This is a genomic window from Mesorhizobium amorphae (assembly GCF_014843845.1).
Lineage (GTDB): Bacteria > Pseudomonadota > Alphaproteobacteria > Rhizobiales > Rhizobiaceae > Mesorhizobium > Mesorhizobium amorphae_A.
Window position 1 is genome coordinate 1 of sequence record NZ_JHQS01000002.1, and the last position, 17427, is coordinate 17427.

General features: G+C 59.5%; 18 protein-coding genes and 1 pseudogene. 9 read left to right on the forward strand and 10 right to left on the reverse strand.

The window, feature by feature from the left end:
- The 4 genes and pseudogenes from DH08_RS00235 to DH08_RS00250 form a co-directional block, all read left to right on the forward strand.
- The coding region (locus DH08_RS00235; protein WP_192177347.1) for a GGDEF domain-containing protein at positions 1-592 on the forward strand (592 nt) is incomplete at its 5' end.
- Between the two features lie 156 nt (positions 593-748).
- Entirely contained in the window at positions 749-937 is a 189-nt protein-coding gene (locus tag DH08_RS00240) for a hypothetical protein (RefSeq protein ID WP_192177348.1), read from the forward strand.
- A 40-nt stretch (positions 938-977) separates the two neighbouring features.
- Positions 978-1439 (forward strand): phasin, encoded by a 462-nt coding sequence (locus tag DH08_RS00245; RefSeq protein ID WP_192177349.1) that lies wholly within the window; start codon positions 978-980, stop codon positions 1437-1439.
- An 881-nt stretch (positions 1440-2320) separates the two neighbouring features.
- A pseudogene (locus DH08_RS00250) lies at positions 2321-2581 on the forward strand (SLOG family protein); the annotation flags it as partial.
- Positions 2582-2919: 338 nt separating this feature from the next.
- Here DH08_RS00250 and DH08_RS00255 read toward each other — a convergent pair.
- On the reverse strand, positions 2920-3084 hold the full coding sequence (locus DH08_RS00255) for a hypothetical protein (RefSeq protein WP_192177350.1): 165 nt from the start codon (positions 3082-3084) through the stop codon (positions 2920-2922).
- Between the two features lie 126 nt (positions 3085-3210).
- Here DH08_RS00255 and DH08_RS00260 point away from each other — a divergent pair, with 126 nt between their 5' ends.
- Together DH08_RS00260 and DH08_RS00265 are read left to right on the forward strand one after the other, a co-directional pair.
- Positions 3211-3366 carry a YjiS-like domain-containing protein gene (locus DH08_RS00260; protein WP_192177351.1) on the forward strand — a complete coding sequence of 52 codons (156 nt, stop codon included), beginning with the start codon at positions 3211-3213 and terminating at the stop codon, positions 3364-3366.
- Positions 3367-3576: 210 nt separating this feature from the next.
- Positions 3577-3831 (forward strand): DUF982 domain-containing protein, encoded by a 255-nt coding sequence (locus tag DH08_RS00265; RefSeq protein WP_192177352.1) that lies wholly within the window; start codon positions 3577-3579, stop codon positions 3829-3831.
- Positions 3832-5209: 1378 nt separating this feature from the next.
- On the opposite strand, the gene DH08_RS00270 is transcribed toward DH08_RS00265, so the two are convergent.
- A complete protein-coding gene (locus tag DH08_RS00270; RefSeq protein WP_192177353.1) occupies positions 5210-5398 on the reverse strand; it encodes a DUF3606 domain-containing protein in 189 nt (62 codons plus the stop codon).
- Between the two features lie 301 nt (positions 5399-5699).
- On the opposite strand from DH08_RS00270, the gene DH08_RS00275 reads away from it, so the two are divergent.
- From DH08_RS00275 to DH08_RS00285, 3 genes are read left to right on the forward strand one after another with little or no spacing between them, the layout of a single operon-like run.
- Entirely contained in the window at positions 5700-6578 is an 879-nt protein-coding gene (locus DH08_RS00275) for an ABC transporter permease (RefSeq protein WP_192177354.1), read from the forward strand.
- A gap of 3 nt (positions 6579-6581) precedes the next feature.
- Positions 6582-7814: an ABC transporter ATP-binding protein gene (locus DH08_RS00280; protein ID WP_192177355.1), complete on the forward strand. Its 1233-nt coding sequence runs from the start codon at positions 6582-6584 to the stop codon at positions 7812-7814.
- A 12-nt stretch (positions 7815-7826) separates the two neighbouring features.
- The gene (locus DH08_RS00285; RefSeq protein WP_192177356.1) at positions 7827-8870 is read left to right on the forward strand and encodes a polysaccharide pyruvyl transferase family protein; all 1044 of its coding nucleotides are present in this window, start codon (positions 7827-7829) and stop codon (positions 8868-8870) included.
- A 41-nt stretch (positions 8871-8911) separates the two neighbouring features.
- On the opposite strand, the gene DH08_RS00290 is transcribed toward DH08_RS00285, so the two are convergent.
- Genes DH08_RS00290 through DH08_RS00320 form a run of 8 tightly spaced genes read right to left on the reverse strand, consistent with a single transcriptional unit; the run spans position 8912 to position 17398 of the window.
- A complete protein-coding gene (locus DH08_RS00290; protein ID WP_246800625.1) occupies positions 8912-9877 on the reverse strand; it encodes a glycosyltransferase family 2 protein in 966 nt (321 codons plus the stop codon).
- A complete protein-coding gene (locus tag DH08_RS35930; protein WP_246800622.1) occupies positions 9874-10752 on the reverse strand; it encodes a glycosyltransferase family 2 protein in 879 nt (292 codons plus the stop codon). Before DH08_RS35930 ends, DH08_RS00290 begins: the two co-directional genes overlap by 4 nt.
- Positions 10745-11746 (reverse strand): polysaccharide deacetylase family protein, encoded by a 1002-nt coding sequence (locus DH08_RS00295; RefSeq protein WP_192177358.1) that lies wholly within the window; start codon positions 11744-11746, stop codon positions 10745-10747. Before DH08_RS00295 ends, DH08_RS35930 begins: the two co-directional genes overlap by 8 nt.
- On the reverse strand, positions 11743-13305 hold the full coding sequence (locus DH08_RS00300) for a glycosyltransferase (RefSeq protein WP_192177359.1): 1563 nt from the start codon (positions 13303-13305) through the stop codon (positions 11743-11745). The genes DH08_RS00295 and DH08_RS00300 overlap by 4 nt, the downstream gene beginning before the upstream one ends.
- Positions 13302-14399, reverse strand: coding sequence for an NAD-dependent epimerase/dehydratase family protein (locus DH08_RS00305; RefSeq protein ID WP_192177360.1), 1098 nt, complete (start codon positions 14397-14399; stop codon positions 13302-13304). Before DH08_RS00305 ends, DH08_RS00300 begins: the two co-directional genes overlap by 4 nt.
- The gene (locus tag DH08_RS00310) at positions 14396-15496 is read right to left on the reverse strand and encodes a Gfo/Idh/MocA family protein (protein WP_192177361.1); all 1101 of its coding nucleotides are present in this window, start codon (positions 15494-15496) and stop codon (positions 14396-14398) included. Before DH08_RS00310 ends, DH08_RS00305 begins: the two co-directional genes overlap by 4 nt.
- Positions 15480-16472, reverse strand: coding sequence for a glycosyltransferase family 2 protein (locus DH08_RS00315; RefSeq protein WP_192177362.1), 993 nt, complete (start codon positions 16470-16472; stop codon positions 15480-15482). The genes DH08_RS00310 and DH08_RS00315 overlap by 17 nt, the downstream gene beginning before the upstream one ends.
- Complete coding sequence (locus DH08_RS00320) at positions 16469-17398, reverse strand: glycosyltransferase (protein ID WP_192177363.1); 930 nt, start codon at positions 17396-17398, stop codon at positions 16469-16471. Before DH08_RS00320 ends, DH08_RS00315 begins: the two co-directional genes overlap by 4 nt.
- Positions 17399-17427: the final 29 nt, after the last annotated feature.

Here is a 17427-nt window from a genome sequence, read left to right on the forward strand (position 1 = left end):
CGAAACGATCCAGGAAACATGTGACAAGTTGGAGAAGTCGCATGCTGCCCTGAAAGAGGCGCACGACCGGATCAACTTCGTAACCAGCCACGATCAGATGACGGGGCTCCTTAGCCGCGGTGAATTCATCGCAAGGATGGACAGAAGCCGCGATGAAGGAGAATGCGACACGCTTCTCCTGATCGATCCAGATCACTTCTCCTCGATCAATGACGAGCACGGACATTCCAAGGGTGACGAGGCTCTGGTTCGGATCGCGAAGGCGCTCGTCTATACGACCCGCCCAGGCGACTCAATTGGCCGCCTTGGTGGGGAAGAGTTTGGGGTCTTGCTACGCGACGTGCGCAAAGAGCAGGCGATTACCATAGCGGAGAACATCCGTCGGCTTGTCGAAGGGGGGCCTTGGGTCAAAGGGCAACAAAATGGCGTGAGGGTGACTGTCAGCATCGGCGGTGCGGAAATCCCTCATAATGCAGATCCTCAGGATGTCCTCCGTGCTGCGGGGCGGTGCGTATTTGCAGCGAAACAACGTGGGCGGAACCGCGTTTCGTTCGACCATGAGGCAGCCAAGTTGCGAGTCATAACGCCGTAGCCGATCTGGCTTGGGAACTGATGGAAAAAGCACTCGGTGGTCTGGTTGTGCTGACAGTTTTAGGCGCGGCGGTGGCCGTTGGCGCGATGTTCGCTACTTCAATCGCGGTCCTCTACCATGGGCCTGTACGAGTGCCTTTATTTCACCGAAACAGGCATGGATTTGATTTATTCTAAGACAGGCTACGAGCGGTTTATCACCGTTGGCATGCGGGTGCGCCAGGTTCCGTTTCCGCCAGCGATTGTAGGCGCCGCCCTGCCTTCAGCGCTTGTTACCGTAGGGGAAGAAATTCATGGTGCAACGCACAAAAATGTTGCTATTGGGTTGTGCCAGTTTCATAAATGAACGAGGCGTTTTTGGGGGTGTCCACTGAAGGATGGAAACTATGTCCACCACGGAAAAAACCCCTGATACCATTGAAGGCACCGCCTTACCGGCCTTCGATCCGTCCAAGGCTACGGCCGAGTTCCGCGCTGCCGCTGAAAAGGGCGTAGAACAGTCAAAAGAAGTTCTTGCCAAATTCAAGGCGGGTTCTGAAGACGCCCAGAAGGCTCTCGAGTCGAGCTTCGAAACCGCCAAAGCCGTTGGCAGTGATCTGTCGCTGAAGACAATTGCCGTTCTGCGCGCCAATACTGAAGCCGCCTTCTCGCACTTTGAAGCCCTAGTTGCCGTTAAGTCGCCTTCCGAATTCGTTGAACTGCAGACCGCCTTCGTCCGCAAGCAGGTGGAATCGGCCGTCGAGCAGGCCAAGGAACTCCAGGCCGTCACGACCAAAGCCGTCGAGGACGTATCCAAGCCGATCAAGTCCGCCTTCGATAAGGCGATCAAGGAACTCAAAGTCGCCTAGCTTTTTCTTGGGCGGAGCCTTGGTCGCTAGCCGCACCTGATTTGCCGCACCACCATTTTTCTTCCCTGCTACCTTGCCGCACCACCTCACCCCTAAAGGGGCGGGGTGGTAGTGCGGCAGAATATGCGTGGGTAGTTTGCCGCACTTGCCGCACCACTAGTTTTCAGGGTGCGGCAGAACGGCGGCGATGTACTTTTTGAGCATTCGTTTGCTGTCCGGCCGGGTTTCAATAGTGAAATGGCCGGTGGCAATCCACGCCTTGAGCATTTTCATCGGTATCGATACCGAGAAGTTCTGCCGGCCTTTAGCCCGTCGGAGGCTGTAGTCATTCGTCGCTGAGAAAGCCCGCTTCCATCAAAAGGGAACGCAATTCAGAGTGGTAGCGTTCTATAGGCGACGGCGTTATGTGGGGCTGTGTAATGAACTCTCTTCGTGAAAAGCCTACTCTGGTGTTCCACACAGAGGCGGAACGCCACGCCCGTCTCGAAAAGAACGCCCCATCAAAGCTGGGATCAAACATCTAGCTGGGTCGTTTTGACAGTTTTCGGTGCGCGGGGCCATACGGAACCATGCGGGAAGACTTCTGATTTTTGCCCACGAAAAACACAATTAAATCAAAGATTTGAATATGTCCTCCGGGCCTACCAATTTCATTTTGGGCGGAAAGAAGCAGGATGGTGCGTAGAGTCGACATTGTATGAGGATGTCACTATATAGCGGCGGCTTCGACCGCGTACCTCTGGTTGTGCCCACGAAGCAGCAGTGAATGTGCTACGTATTGTGATACCTAATGTGATACAAATCGGTGGCTACAGCCAGGAAAAAGCGAATAGAAACAATTACGTAGGGCCGCAAGCAATCCCAGCCAACGGTACCATCGACTTCTTCTGCTTCACGGCGGATCGCCCAGGGGTGCGGAGTTGATCGTGGCCAAATGGGCTCACAATCGCAAGGTCCCGCAAATCGCGTTCAAGCCTGACTGGACCAGGCACGCCAAGGCAGCTCCCTCCAAACGCAATGACGCCATGCTCGACACGCTGCCAATCGGCGTCATCCATTTCCCTGACACCGGCATTCGGGACAACCTTGCGGACAAGGCCCGCAGGCTGGGGATCCCGGTCATGAAGTTCGGTGTCGCATAGAGGCGCCGTGGCCAGACGCCAGCATGCTCGTCGACAATTGCATCCGTCCGAGACGCAGATATCGGCCATGGCATTTCGTGATGCGACTGCGATGCATGAGAGCAGGCGAGCTCGTGCTTCATATCTCAGCGACTCCTGGAACCGAACGTGTGATCCGACACCGCGTTCATGAGCGCAATTCCTTGGTCCACCCGAGGGCCTGATGCCATCAACCCGTAAGGGGTCGGACTACGCAAAGCGTGCCGCCGTTGCGGCTTCGCCTTCACGGTGAAAGGAAGCCTGCCCGACCGCATTGTCCGCGTCTCGGCCGGTCCATGGACCTCGGCCTTCGTTTCAGCCTATATCGGCGAGATCTGGACGGTCGATGACGGCACATAAGGGTGGAATTCGTCACCACCACCGACCGGGTCGACATCGGCCGCCGTGCCGCCGACATCGGCATCCGCAGCGAGCGCCCGACTGAGCAGTGGCTGGCCGGCCGTCAGAGCGGCAAGGTCGCTCACGGAGAAGCGCCAAAGCTGGCCAAGAAGCCAGCGCTATACTTTCGATCGGCATGTGCTTCGCGCAGATGCTTTGCGCTTTCGACCAACCCAGGCGCGCGGGCGTTCCGCGCGCCAAAGGAGACGATCATGTTGTATGAACTTCGACACCGTCTTGCCCGCTGGCTTGCCTATCGCCAGACGATTGCGAGCTTGAGGCAGGTCCCGGACAGCACATTGGCGGATGCTGGCATTTCTCGCGAAGAGATCCGCGAGCGTGCCCGCCACGCCAGCCTGCTTCGTTGAAATGATGGAGGCGGGTCACGACCGTCGAAACCGCAATACCGATCCTACGCAAATTCCTCGACGGCGGTGTTGCTGCGGGGCGCGGCGACGCCAAAAGGATAGATAATGCGGCCGCTGTGGCGAGAAGCGACGGCCTGTCAGCGAGCAGACTACGCTAGCTCCGCTCAGAAATTTCTACCCAACATTCCGCTGCTCCATTAGACTTTACTAATGTCTACCCTCTCGTTCAGCCCCAAGGTCCCTGTGAAGACCAATGCCGGTCACCGACTTCTGATCAGCAACGTCCAGGCTGCGTCCAAGGAACTCCTGACATGGACCGAGCGTGGCCCGCACTGGAACCGAGCGGCACGCGTTTGCACCGCCGCCCTGACCGGCAACGCGACTCCGCAGGAGGCCAGGAGGTGCTTCAGGATTGCCGCCATAGAGAATGGTCGCCTCCTTCCCCGCATTGAAGAGGAAAACTGAACACCTGTGCCGCCTCTGCCACCTTCGTCGGTCGCTTTCTGGCACCATGGTTGGTTACGACGTTGGCAGTGCTGACGAACAACTGCGAGGCAAGGGGAGAGCGACATAGCCCTAAAACAGGGGGAAAACTGCGCCGCGGCTTTCTTAAGGAGTTGCTAATATTAGTATTGACGCTTAGCCGGCTTTGCCACCCTAGCCGGTTAGGCCCGGCGTTCACGCAGTTCTACCCCAACAGACTGTCGGGCCGCTGCGGGGACCGTTGTGCCAGCTGGGAACCGCCGACAAGCCCGGTTCGGCTTTCTCCCGCAGGAGGCTGGATCGCGTGGCAGCAAGAGCAAGCCCTCAGACGATCCGGCAGATCGTGTCGACGATCTCATTTCATCCATCCGCAAGCGCCGTGGTGCTCTCAAGAAAACGCAAGCATTGCCGCCGCACAGGCACGTTGACGATTTCAGCAGTAGGTAGTGGGGATTGCAGCATCCTAAACGGGATCCTGCTACATTCCCCCATGGCCGTCCGAATAGTGGTTGTCCTGGCGCATCTTTTTCGCCTTCGCCTACGGATTCGCAAAACTCGTCGAGCGTTATGGCGGCGCTAGGATCAGCCGTCACCCTGTGAACAATGGTCATTGTCCGATTGCGCGAGGCCAGATGCGCCGCCTGCAAAGTAGCGATACGCCCATCTGTTCCACGCCGAAACCGAAGCGCTGTTCGCTCGTAGAAGATGGCCGGCGCCCCGTTGGGCGGGGGGCTTTGGGGTAAAGGGCGCCGGCCAGGCGGGCAATCAGGTCCGCCGCCTGAGCAAGCTAACAGACGAGCCGCCGTCGCGTATAGACGTGATGCGGAGTTGACCGTCGAACGCTTGAGCCTGGGCGGGTAAGCCCGTCGGATTCAGTCCGGCATATCACCAAGTGCCGCTCAGCGGTGCGGCCATTCAAATCCAGTTGCCAAGCGCACCTTAGCCAGATCGACCGTCACAAGTCGGCCCAAGGTTCAAGGTCACTTTGCCAGCGGCATCATCGATGCGCGTGACTTCCTATCAGCTCAATGTTCTGACCCTTCTTGGCCATGCGGTCTGCTACCAAGTGCGGGAAGTCATATGAAGGGACCGCCACGCTGACGCGGTCGTCATCCATGCGCTGCAACACGGCGGCGATTATCGACATGTCGTCGCCAATGCCAATGCCTCGTTTCGATTTGCGTTTGGTTGTGATGCGTCGATTTCCAGCGGCGGCGTGTGTCCCGGCTGCTCGCCTCCGCAGGTCGCGCCAGCCGACGGCCTGGCCACGAACCGGGCAGCAGTGGAAATGTCGCTCTCATGCTTCAAGGGCTCACCATGACGCGTGCCGCCGATCGGCGGCCCAAGATCCGAGAGTTGGTCATGTTCCCGGCAAAGCCTGCGCGGCCTTGGTTAGGGTCGCCCTATTGTTGCCGTGCTGGCGGATCAGCTCGCGCACCTGTTCTGGTGTGATGTTGTTTTGCAGCGCGAAAAATTTCACCTCATACTCGTCATCCGCAGAGATCTGCTTGCGGTCCCGGAAGTCGCGTTTGCTTTTGTCGTCTGCCATGTCGGCTGCTCCTTAAAATTTGCAGAAAATTGCTATGTTCGCTCTGGCTAATATAAGCCAGCGGCCTACACTCGGATCCATGCGCAGGCGGGCAGGCGCCGGCACCAGCCGGCTGGAGTTCATTGAGCCGTTGATGCCGACCCTGGTGGAAAACCACCACAGGGTGGCGACTGGATTCATGAGGTGAAGTTCGACGGCTACCGCTGACGGAGGCTGAAACCAATAGTCCAGGCGTTCGAGCGTTCCGGAGGATAGACTACGGAGAAAGTCCTGATTGCACTGCGCGGAAAAGTAGGCCTCAATGGGCCGTCAAGGAAGGGGCGACGCCATCATAGTGTCGGTTCGGACAGACACGCTACCTGCAACTGTTGAGACGGTGATCGATCCGTCCCGCAAGCGGCGGCTGATCGACCTTCCCGAGCTTTGGCGATATCGGGAAGTTGTATTCTTCTTGGCCTGGCGCGATTTCAAGGTCAAATACCGCCAGACTTATCTAGGCGTGCTTTGGGCAATGTTGCAGCCGCTCGTTGCCATGTCGGTCTTCAGCGTCTTCTTTGGCCGACTCGTAGGCATCTCATCAAACGGCGCGCCATACCCGCTGTTTGTCCTGTGTGGGCTCGTGCCATGGAATTTTTTTTCGCGAGCGGTTGGCAGCATGACGGGCAGTCTTGTCAGCAACCAGGAACTGGTGAAGCGCGTCTATTTTCCGCGTCTGATCATTCCCGTGTCCGCTATAGCCGCGTGCCTGACCGATATGATCGTCGGCTTCGCTCTTTTATTCGCCGCGCTGCTGGCATTCGGAAGCTGGCCGGCACCGCAGGTGCTCTTCCTGCCACTGTTCGTGCTCGTCATGGCAGCGTCGGCGACTGGGCTGGGAGTGGCGCTATCTGCGATCAATGTCCGCTTTCGCGATGTGGGATATCTCGTGCCGTTCAGCCTCCAGATAGTTCTGTTCATGACCCCGGTTGTCTATCCGGGCAATCTCGTGCCCCCCTTCTGGCGGCCGCTCTACAGCCTGAACCCTATGGTCGGGGTAGTCGAAGCCGTGCGCTGGAGCGTACTGGGCACGCCCGCCGATTGGGTTATGATCTCGATATCGACCCTCTCCTCACTGGCCCTTCTCGTTGCCGGACTGGCTATTTTCTCAAAGTCCGAACGCGCGTTTCCGGACCTGATCTGAGCAATGACCGACACAGCCATTCAAGCCACCAATCTCTCCAAGGCCTACAGACTGGGGGTGGCGAACAACAGCTTCCCTACCTTGCGGGACGCGCTGGCCAGCGGCGCAAGGCGAATAATTCACGGGGAGCCAGATTTGGGTCGGCGCAACAGTGGAGACGATCAATTCTGGGCCCTGAGGGACGTCTCCTTCGAGGTGCGCACAGGCGAAGTCCTTGCCGTGATCGGACCCAACGGCGCGGGAAAGAGCACCATTCTCAAGATACTGGCGCAGATTGTGGAGCCGACTTCCGGTCGCGCGAGGATACGCGGACGGCTGGGAGCTTTGCTGGAGGTCGGCACGGGGTTCCATGCGGAGCTCACCGGCCGCGAGAACATCTATCTCAACGGAGCGATACTCGGCATGCGGCGCGCCGAGATCAGATCCAAGCTCGATGAGATCGTCGATTTCTCCGGCGTCGAGCCGTTTCTCGACACGCCCGTCAAGCGTTACTCAAGCGGTATGTACTTGCGGCTCGCCTTTGCCGTGGCGGCGCATGTCGAGCCCGACATCCTTGTCGTAGACGAGGTGTTGGCGGTCGGCGATGCGGCATTCCAGAAGAAGTGCATCGGCAAGGTGGGGCAGATCGCGCAGACTGGCCGCACGGTCATCTTTGTCAGCCACCAGTTGCCCGTGGTCCAGAAACTCTGCAACCGGGCGATCCTTATCGGCGACGGCACGATCAAGGCAGACGGCCCCACTGCAAAAGTGATCGAAACTTACCTTCGGACGATCACGGACCAGGCCGCGGAGGATCTCGCCACTCGCGCGGTCCGCTCCGGTCGCGGGCGGGTTCGCTTGATGGCGATCGAGATCGAAGGCGATACGAGCGTCCCGACCTCCGGCCAGCGCACTCGTTTTCGTTTTCGTGCCGCTGGCGACCAGTCGCTGGTCGATTGTTCTTTCACAATCTACGATGAGTTCGGTGATGCCGTGACCTCATTCGACTCTGCCGAGCATTCTGACAGCGAGCTCGTCGGCGACAGTTTTGTTTGCGAGTTCCAGCCCTTGCTGCTGCGTCCCGGCCGCTATCGCATCAATGCCGCGCTGACATCGCGGGAGGGTGCGCTCGAGGATCACGTCGAGGGTGCGGCGACCTTCGATGTGCAGCCGGGCGTCCTGGGCGGACGGCTGGTCAATGCAGAGCCAGGGTACGGCAGCATGACGATGCCTCACCGCTGGACCAGGGGAACGTAGGCTAGGATATCGATGAAGATACTGGTGGCCGGCTGGTTCAGTTTCGCGCGCGGGCACGCCACGGCCGGCGACCTGTTGTCACGCGACGTTCTTTGCCGATGGCTCGACGAAAGATCCATTGCCTACGATCTGGCGACCGATCCGCCCTTTGCCGGCGGCTTAAACTGGCGACTGCTCCATCCTGGCGACTATTCCCACGTGATCTTCGTTTGCGGTCCGTTTGGCCGCGGCGAATTTGAAGCGGAATTCCTCGGGCATTTCGCGCGATGCCGGCTCATCGGGCTGAACTTGTCGATGGACATCCCGTTGGACGAATGGAACCCGTTCGATCTGCTGATCGAGCGTGACAGTTCAGCCGTATCCAATCCGGATATGGTCTTCGCGGCGCGGCAGGATCTTCCTCCGGTCGTCGGCGTCTGCCTCGTCGAGGTGCATCCGGGCGCGGAAGTCGCGCGCACCAACGCGGCGATCGCGAAACTGATCGAAGCCCGCGAGCTCGCCGTCGTTGGCATCGACACGCGGCTCGACGTCAATGAGGGAGGTCTGCGCACCCCCGGAGAAGTCGAAGCGCTGATCGCGCGAGTCGACGTCCTCATTACGACGCGCCTGCACGGCCTCGTCCTTGCCCTGAAGAACGGCGTGCCGGCGCTTGCAATCGATACGGTGCCGGGCAGCGGCAAGATCGCCAAGCAATGCACCCGGGTTGGCTGGCCGAACGTGCTCACGCTGGACCAGATCGACGAGCGGCAACTAGCGCAGGCGCTGGATTTCGCCTTGAGTCCCGAGGCAAGGCGGTTGGCAGGAGAGTGCGCGTCGGACGCCGAGAAACTCCTGCTTCAAACCCGCGAACGGCTGTTGGACAGCTTGACCGGTGACGAGGTCGAGGCCTCGTTCCGCGCCCGTCAATTGCCCGAGCGAATGGAAGCGTTCAGGGCGGGCCTTCAGCCCGTCGGCGATTTGACAGCCGAACGGAACGATGTGGAGACGCCGCCTGCGGCCAAGTCGTGGAGACGCAAGGTTGTCCGGGGAGCTTTCACCATGCTTCGTCGAGGATGAACGAGCCGGGGCGTATCGCTGACGCACTCGCCAATTGGTGGTCACGATCCGCTGACTCTCCCGGTCATCAACCTGTAAAGGCGAGCAAGTCTTCGCGCAAAGCGATGACGAAGCCGTGCGAGCTGCATTGCGGCTTTCAATGACAGCCGATCGGCCTTGTTTCGAACGGTCGGCTCGCTGGTGTAAGGCGATCGCGCGAGGCGAATTGCGCGATCGAGCTTCGGATCCTTTATCCCGCTTTTGACAACGTATTCGGTGAGCCAGTCGAGAAAGGGTGCGCGGGCCGGATGCGAGCCCATGCGATCATAAAGGCCACGCTTGGCCGCATCCGCCGACACCGAGCCGGAGTGCTGCCGATAACGCGAAAGACAGATTGGTGTGACATAGGCCGGGTAGCGCAAAAACAGCTTAACCCACAGCGCCTGGTCCTCGTAGAGCCGGAAGCGTTCCTCGAAGCCGACGACAAGTTCGATGGCACTCCGGCGCACCAGCACGGAACAGGTGCATGGAACGTGACCATCCTGCATCAGCAGAAGCCGACTTAGAAGCCGCGGAGGTTGATGCAAACGGCCGGCAAGCCCGTCCGTCGGCTCGATCCAGTCGGGGCTCTCACCGTCTGGATACCACCATCTCGTCGGCCCGAAGATCATTGCTGCTTCCGGGTTGGCATCGGCTGCCGCCAGAACCGTCTCGAGCATATGCGGTTCGTACAGATCGTCTGCATCCAGGAAGGCAAGCAAATCGCCGCTGCTGGCCTCTATTCCGGCGTTTCTCGCTGCCGCGGCGCCACGCTTGGATCCGGGAGACCTGCGCAGCACCTTAACTCGGGGATCGGTTGCCGCAACATCATTGGCGATCTTGACACTGTCATCCGTCGAGCCATCGTCGACCAGCAAGAGCTCCCAATCCGTAACCGTCTGGGCTCGGACGCTGGCGATCGCTTCGCCCAGAGTTGCCTCCGCATTGAGGAAGGGGGTTATGATCGTCACCCGCGGCAGGGAAGTCATCGTTGAAGCCGTCTCTTGATACTTCGCTTGTTCGCTTTCCAGGTTTCGCGCGCGAGCACTTTCCAGATTGCGGAACGAATGCGGAAAGAGGCGCCCTGATCCGCCATCACGCCATTCAGCCACTTGAGAAACGCGATACGCGCGGCCTCGTCAGCGCCGGCCCTGGCGGAGGCAACAGAGCAGCTTTCAGCGTGCTGGCGGTATTTTGCCCAGATGCGGCCGGATACGTAGACGGGCGCGAATGCGAGCGCCCTGGCAAAGAATGTCTGATCCTCGAACATCAGGCGAAAGCTGTTCTCGAATCCCCCAAGCGTTGCAAACAAGCTTGAACGCATCAGGGCATTGCAAGTTGTCGGTGTCTGGACCTCATTCTGCAGCAGCAGGTCCAGCAGCACGGGTGGCTCATAACGGGCGTCTGGTTCGACGCCGAGCGGGTAGTGGAAGTCCGCACGATCAGCAGCCTCGTCCCAGCTATACCAGATCAGAGTCCGGCCATAGATCATGCCCAGCGCCGGATCGCCTTCCATGATGGAGACTTGTTCGGAAAGCTTTTCGGGCAGCCATGTATCGTCTGCGTCGAGAAATGCGACATAGTCGCCGCGCGCCTCCGCCAGCCCACGGTTGCGCGAGGCACTGATACCATGATTGCGGTTGTCGTGATGAGACAATAGCCGAACCTTGCCCGGCAGGCGCTGCTCATAGCCGCGTATGATGGCGGACGACTGGTCAGTCGAGCCATCGTCGACAACGAGGAGTTCCCAGTCGACGAAGCTCTGACCTACAATGCTATCAACTGCTTCCCGGAGATACCTCTCACCGTTGAACACGACTATAATTGCCGTGACACGCGGCTGTCCGCCTGAATTGTCAGCCATGGCATAGCACCATGCGCCGAAAGTCAGCCTCATCCCAATTGGCGACCGTAACGCGCGGCAATCGGAATGGGTCGACGCGAGGCCCAGCTTCACGCGGCAGGGTGGTTACTGCATAGTCCATGCCGGCAGACCTTACGGCGTTGGCGGTGCTGCCATCGAAATCTCCAAACGGGTATGCGAATCCCACCACCCGCCGTCCTGTAATCTCCTCGCATTTTTGGCGGCTGCCCGAAATCTCGCGCTTAAGATCGTCCCGTTTCAGTAGCGGCAAGGATGGGTGCGTACAGGTGTGGGCGCCGATCGCAACGCCATCGAAGTCGGCGAGCTGCCGCAGCTCCGAATGCGTCATGGCGCGATCGCGCCCTCGGGGACTAGCGTCGGTTCCTGCCCATCTTGCCAGCCGCTCCAGCGCCTTCTCGCGTTCGTGTGCTCTCAACGGCTTCAGCAGTGCGTGCAAGTCGAAATGGAGCTTCGTGCGGTTGATCGCGTTATTGGAGTCCGCCTGCATTGCGTCCTCCCTCACGCGCCAGTCATAGCTTCGGCCAGCGATCTCGATCTCCAGAGCATTCGGGAGAGCTGGCATTTCCAAAATGATGCGGGATAGAATATCCCACCAGAACACTGACGGATCGGTGCTCGCATGGGTGGTGACGAAGACAGTCGCAGGACAGTTCATACGCCGCAGGATCGGCACGCCGTTTTGGAGGACATCCGCGTAGCCGTCGTCAAACGTGATTGCCACCGCATTTCTCGGTGGTCGTCCCTCGCGAAGCCGTTGCGCCAGCCATTGCAGGGGAACAATGTCACGCGCTTTCGTCAAGACTTCTATCTGGCGTACGAAATTTTGCGGCGAAACCGCGAGTTCCCAAGGATCGACGAGCGGTGCTCCGACGCGGTGATACATCAGCACGATAGGTCGATTGAAGCCGGCAAGCAGGCGCCCCCGCTGCAGCAGTTTGCTGACAGTTTGACGCGCAGTCACGGCGCCGCTCATCGCCTGAAAGCCCGCGCCGCGACTATTACCGGACAGTTGGGGTCATTCACATCAAGTAATGCCGAATTCAGCTCATGTTCTGCCAGGCCGTAGAGGAATCCGGTAGCAGAATACGCGCTTCCATAGTGACTGACTTCGACGTTCTTCGCCCCGAACCTGTCCGACAGAAGTCGCCTCAGGGCAGCCGGAGTAAGCGACCAGTACCAGCTCCCACCCCATTCTCCCCTGTCAATCGGGCTCACCCAAGGCACTGTAATCAGAAGCACGCCTCCCGGCTTCAGGATCCGCCACAGGGTGGCGACCGCAGCGGGTAGATCGAAAACGAGGTGCAGGGTCTGGGTGAGCACGATACAATCGAAGGTCTCGGAGGGCAGATCCTCGCTGTTCGCCAGGTCACCCACGTAGGTTGTCAACGGGTGGCCGTCATAGCGGTTCAGAACATCGCTTGTGGTAACCCGACTGCCTCCGAAACGCATCGTATAGGCGTTGTCGCCAACCTCCAGGACCCTTCCGGATATGTTCAGCGAACAGGACGCGAGGAAAGTCTCGACATAGCGGCGGTCCACTGGCTTGCCGCGATCAAACCCGAACTCCGTGCTGAAGGGTACGGTACGCTCGAGGTCGCCGAACCGGGCGCTCGATCGGTGCCGACTTGAACGGCGCCTGATGCGATGCCGGAGCATCACGGCGGTCTGCAACGGCGCTGCAAGCGCAACGGCGATCGTGCTGCTGAATTGACCGGCGAGCGAAGAACGGGATCGCAGCGCTGTACCAAGCTGTGCCAGTTGCATGTCCGTATAATAAAGCTTCCATTTTTCGACACCCTGACGGTAGGCGGCCGCCCAATCAGGATTGGTCTGCGCGACGTTCCGCTGCCGGCGAAGGACCTTCAGCGCCGCGCGCAACATCATCGGATTGCACTTCGACATATTGCTTGCGTGCCGACGGTAATCTGCGAGGCATTCCGGAGTGCAGGCTACCTTGTTCGCCCGTGATAGGCGAAGGTAGACGTCGTAGTCCTCGCAAGCCCGCAGTGACCGGTCAAATCCGCCGGCGGCTTCCAATGTCCTGCGGCGATAAAGCACTGTCGCATGCATTCCAATCAGGTTGCCTGTCAGGAACCCCGCATACGGGTCCTCGCCCGCCGACCTCAGTGGCACAGTATTCCTGACTGCACCGACCTCGTCGATGTCGCGGTAGGCGCCGTAGACCAACGCGCAATCGGGATTGTCGTGAAACAAGGCAAGATTGGTGGCGAGCGCCACCGGGCGCAGCCTGTCGTCGGCATCCAGGAAGGCAATGAATTCGCCGCGCGCTACCGTCATCCCGGTGTTGCGCGCAGCGGCCAAACCTTGGTTTATTTGGCGGATGTAGTGGACGTCGTCATATCGACGAACAACACTTTCGGGATTGTCCGACGACCCATCGTCCACAATGATGATCTCATCCGGCTTTACGGTCTGGTTGCGGACACTGTCGATCGCTTCGGCAAGGAACCGCGCGTGATTGTAGGTCGTGATGACAACTGAAACGCTGGATGCAGCGGGGCGGGTGGTCATCTCTCACCCGCTCCGTTTCCGCAGGTCGGGTAGCCCGCAAAAGTCAACCAGCCTACCGATCGCCGACATGCTTCCTCGAAGCTGACAGCCGGTTGGTATCCCAGTTCATGCTCGGCCTTGCGCCATGGAAGTTTCGTCTGACACTGGTGCAAAAGTGCGCGCTCTTCCGATACCATGACCGTTGGGGCCATAGTCGCACCGGTCGCATTGCGTCCTGCCTTGCGCCACTCGGCATGGCCTGCCTTCAGTCCGCTGCGAACAGGCCTTGGCAGGCTTCGGGCAAGCCACCGATATCCTTCGCTTTCCTTCAGCCTTTGTTTCCAGCTCGGAGCAAATGACAAGGGCGCTGAAATCGAAATCGTGGCCAGGTCGAACCCCAGTGCCTCGGCGATCGGTCGGCAAAGATCTGCCCAACTGATCTCTTCCAGGTCTCCGATCAGATAGGTTCGCCCAGACGCCTCGGGCACTTCGATGGCAAGCTTGATCGCGTGAATGACGTTGTCGACATAGGCGCTGTTGCAGATACCACGACCGCCATCCACCAAGTAGGCTGAACCGTCAATGAGCTCGTCGGCAAAACCACCCGTCCAACGGGAGCGTGGGCCAAAGACAATTCCAGGCCGCAGCACCACTACCTGCACCGCGCCATCGCGTGACAGCTGCCCAAGTCGGCGTTCGGCATGAACCTTCGCATTGTTGTACTCGATCGTTTGATCGTCATGCAGCGCGCTCGTTTCGTCCGTCCCGGGCGGGGGCGATTGGCCATGAACGGAAGCGCTGCTGAGATAGATCAGACGAAGCACGCCGGCAGCGGCGGCTGCACGATAGACGGGCTCGATAGCATCGACGATCGTGCGGGCATCACCGGCAACTGCATGTACGACGTACTGACAGCCTGCAAAGGCCGCGGTAAGAGCCTGAAGATCACGCGCATCCGCCACCATTGCGTCAATCGCAAAGCGAGACAGACTGGCCAAAGTATCCGGCCTGCGAACGATCGGCCTGACATTCGCCCAGCCGGAAAGTTGCAGCAACTCCACTGTGCGGCAACCTATGAAGCCGTTGGCGCCAAGCACTGCAACTGTGCCGGTCATTGTCTGATCCCGGCGCAAGCGGTGATATGGAGCAATTCTTCCGGACCGAGCCAGGGCATGTCCATCAGTTTCCGTCTGGCATAGCATCCTTCGACCAGATCGAGCACATTGCGCCCAGCGCTGGCCGGCACGGAAAGGGGGGCCCCATTCCGGACCGCATCCACCAAGCCCGAAATCTGATCGCAAAATGCATCGACAAAATCGCGCGACCGGCCGTCGGCATTGGTGAATGAAGCGAAGCCTGTCGTGCGACTTCCATTCAAGGCGACCTCCACAGTCTCGGTCTCATTGACTGTCCAGGAAATCGAGCCGCGTTCGCCCTCAAGGCGGTACAGATTCGGGCGAGCCCAATCCCGGCTCAACCTGACCGTCGCGTCGAAGCCGCCAAAACGCAGCCGGACAAGGCAGTTCGCCTCGACGCCGCCCATTGCGTCATCGGCGTAGTGGATTTCGTCGGGTTCTCCAAACCACCAGGTCAAGAGGTCAAGGCAATGCGTGCCGATATCCTGAAGCACGCCACCCCCGGACTCCGAGAAGCTAAAATAGCTCATTGAAGCCACCGGCCACTGGAAGAAGCCGCCCTCAAAACAACTGACGCTTCGCAGCCGTCCGATCAATCCGCCCTCCAGCATGGCCTTTATCGAACGCGTCGCAGGGAACTGCCTTCTGACGAGCCCTGTTGCCACAAGAAGATTGTTGGCTGCCGCTGCCGCCAGGGTACGATCTGCCTCGGAGCAGTTCGTGGCCATCGGCTTTTCGCACAGAACATGCATGCCGGCTTCCAACGCCTGTATGGACTGATCAGCGTGATATCGAGGTGGCGAAGCAATGATCGCGATACCGGCGTCCATAGCCAAAAGGCTCTCGAAACTGGCCGCAACCTTGGCTGAGGGCAGCAGTGCCTGAACGAGTGCGGCCTGCTTCGCTTCTGGGTCGAATATCCCCGCGACTGCAACTTGGCCTCTGCTTTGCAGGCGTGAAAGCGCTTCCGCATAGTAGAGCTTTGTGACGGCGCCACATCCGGCCAGAACGAGCCGGACCGGTTCATCTTCCCGGTGACCTGCAGGCTGCTGCTCGGTTTCAGCCAGGATGGACAATCCTGCCTCCCTGTCTTGCAACGAGCTGCAGCATACGCCCAATTGTCGTGAGTGAGGGATCGAAGCGGAACGCTTCGCTCATCTGCGCCAGGCATCCAGCCCAATCACCGGCGCCGAGCTGTCGCCGCGCAGTTTCGAGAGCGCTTAGTGCATAGGTCCGCCGGGCCGACGCGGCGACATCGTCCGCAAGCTCGGTTGGAAGATAGCTCTTGAAAATATCGATCGCCATTCGCGTGTAGGCCATGTCCTCGGCACTTCGGATATGGCGCCCTGTGTTCGACTGGGTGTGCATCCGATAAAGTGCAAGGGCCTGCGGTTCGTACCAGACAGGAAACTGAGAAGCGATACGGACCCACATCTCCCAGTCTTCACTGCATTTCAGCCGCCGGTCGAACGCGCCGAGTTCTTCGTAGACCGCGCGCCGCACCACGATTGATGGCGTCATGATTTGCTGTTCCAGCGCCAGTCGAACCGCCGCATTCTCGAGTCGTCCGGGGCTTGACTGCATTGCAGGCGGGGTCGACAGCTCCTGTCCGTGGGCATCCATGAAGATCGCCCGACAGAATGCCGCGCCCGTACTCGGGTCCGCATCGAAGCCTCGTCCGAGCGATTCGTAGAAGCCGGGGCGGACAGCGTCGTCGCCGTGCAGGAGATGTACGAGTTCGCCCTGGGCACGATCCAGGCAGGTATGGAAGTTGCCGATATGCCCTAGATTCTGCGGCTGATGGAAAAAGCCAACGCGGTTCCCACCGATTTTATTCAAGACTTTTTGCGGATCATCGGACGAACAGTCGTCAACCACCTCGATTTGCATCTGAGCCGGGCCGGGGTCCTGCGCCAGCACGCTTTCCAGCGTTGCGGCAAGAAAGCGGGCGCAGTTATAGGCGGGGATCATCACCGACCATTTCGGGCGAGCAGCCTCCCGTGGCAACGGCGAGATCGGATCGCGATACTGGAAGTCGCGGACCGCCGTCATCTCAGCACCGAGGACTTCACAAGGTGCAGCCCCAACCTGGCAATGTCGCGTTTGGGCACGTCACGCGCGATACCACCACAGCGAAGGCTCCGCAGGAAACACGATCTGGCCGATGGCAAATCGCCTTCTACCAGATACCGCATTGACCATTCATAGAAGTAGCGGGAGCAGCCGCCACGCGCAGAATTTGCCCCCTGAGTGTCCATGACCTGCGCCATGCGCCGGTAGAATCCTTCGATCGCATCCAGCTTGCGCCGGTTTGGCAGTGCCGATACGAGTCCGCCCGGATGCAGACGGTAGACACCTGCTACCTCGTCGACGAAAGCGAGATCTGCTGTCTTCGCGCAAAGCACATACAGCGGCCAGTCAGTAATCGGAAAGAAATCAGCATACCACGACGGCACGTTTCGAACGCACGCGGTTCGCATCATGCCGGCGCAAGTTGCGAAAGGATTGCCTTCCCAGATATCCCTTTGCATCACGATGGGTTTCTGGTCCGCCGGCGTCCACCGCGTCGATGTGACCTCATCGCCATCCGCCACGACTGCATTATAGAATATTGCGGAGAGTTCCGGGTGCGCGTCGAGATGGGCCGCCTGATCTTTCAGCTTGGTCCTGGATGTCCACAGGTCGTCGCCATCGAGGATCGAGACGTAGCGCCCACGCGCCACCCGGAGTCCCCTCGCGACGACTTCGTTCGATCTCACATTGCTGCCGGAATAGATCGCCGACAGCCTTTCAGGATGGTTGGAAACATATCGCTCGACAATCTCCCGGGTACCGTCGGTCGAAAAGTCTTCACTGATCAATATCTCGACACCGAAATCGGCCTCTTGCATGAGAGCGCTGTCGATTGCGGCCGCCACGTAGCGTGCGTGATTGTAAGTGACAATAAGGACGGTCACGCGAACCGTTGATTCATTCACCTTCCGCTCCGCAGTACGTGCCGACCGCC